Consider the following 1,159-nt stretch of genomic DNA (forward strand, 5'->3'; position numbering starts at 1 on the left):
CGCCGACCAGCACCTTGGGCGCGGGCATCGACTCGTCGACGAGCAGCTTCTCGACCTGCACCCGCGTGCCCTCGAGGTCGTCGAGGTCGACGGGCACCAGCCGCACCCGCCAGGCATCGGCGGAGATCCGGCGGCCGAAGCGCTCGTACGACGCCGCCGTCTCACCACGGCCGGGCAACACGATCAGGGTGCCGCGCGGGGTCCCCCCGTGGGGTTCGTTCCAGGAAGTCACGGTCATCGTTCTCTCTCCTCTAGCGGGCCCACGTGGACGTGAACCAGTGCACGGCTCCCGTGTCGGGGTCGTACGAGCGACGGGGCAGGGTGCCGATGTCGGCGCCGTAGACGTGAATGCCGACGACGGGCTCGTCGCCGCCGCAGCGGACCTGGTGCACGTCGTCGTCGGTCGTGCAGCACACGGTCACCTGGCCGGCGCCCCACTCCTCGGTGCCTTCTGCGACGAGGGGCAGGCCCGGCCTGGTCGGCTTCTCGAAGCGGGTCTCCACCTCGACGCCACGGTGGATCCCGACGACGCCCCAGGTCTCGTGGCCGTGCACGGGCGTGCCCTGGCCGACGTTCCACACCGCGCTGGCGATGGAGAAGGACCCGTCCGCCGCGACGTGGAGCGGGTACATGACGTAGCGCTCGGGATCGGGACGTGTCTTGTCCAGCGGCAGGTCGAAGCCTGCCGCAAGCGTGTCCGCGAGGTCGTCGCGGATCGCCGCCGTGAGGGCGTGCTCGTCCAGGCCGCTGGCCACCAGATCCGCCACCCGGGAGGCAAAGGCCTCGATCTCGGGCACGTCGCTGGTGACGGGGACGGTCGGGGTGGGGTGCTGGGTCATGCGAGTTCCTTCGTTCTGGGCAGGTGGGTCGACGCGGCGTAGGCCGCGATCCGGTCCCGCAACCCGGGTACGGCGACCGAGCGGGCCAGGGCCGCGAGCTCCGCGTCCGCGTCGTGGCGAGGTCGTGGCAGTCGATCGGCGCGGAGCGCGCTCTCGAGCGACACCGGCGCGCCGGTGACCAGCCGGTCGCCGAGCTCAGCGCGACGTACGGTGCCCAGCGCGACGCCGAAGGCCGAGCCCGGGAAGCGCAAGGTCACCCCCGGGTCCACCAGCCGGTGGTCGCAGGCCAGGACGAGGTCGGCTCCGGCGCCGACGGCGGC

Annotated in this window: 1 protein-coding gene and 2 pseudogenes; all 3 read right to left on the reverse strand. The window is 72.7% G+C overall.

From position 1 onward, the window contains the following. Positions 1–238, reverse strand: a pseudogene (locus ACOADB_RS05450) (alpha/beta hydrolase); the annotation flags it as partial. 13 nt (positions 239–251) lie between these two features. After that, entirely contained in the window at positions 252–839 is a 588-nt protein-coding gene (locus ACOADB_RS05455; RefSeq protein ID WP_378596924.1) for a hypothetical protein, read from the reverse strand. Continuing rightward, positions 836–1,159: pseudogene (locus ACOADB_RS05460) on the reverse strand (hypothetical protein); the annotation flags it as partial. The pseudogene ACOADB_RS05460 and the gene ACOADB_RS05455, both read right to left, overlap by 4 nt.

This window comes from Nocardioides sp. CPCC 206348, from assembly GCF_048654705.1.
In the GTDB taxonomy this organism is placed as follows: domain Bacteria; phylum Actinomycetota; class Actinomycetes; order Propionibacteriales; family Nocardioidaceae; genus Nocardioides.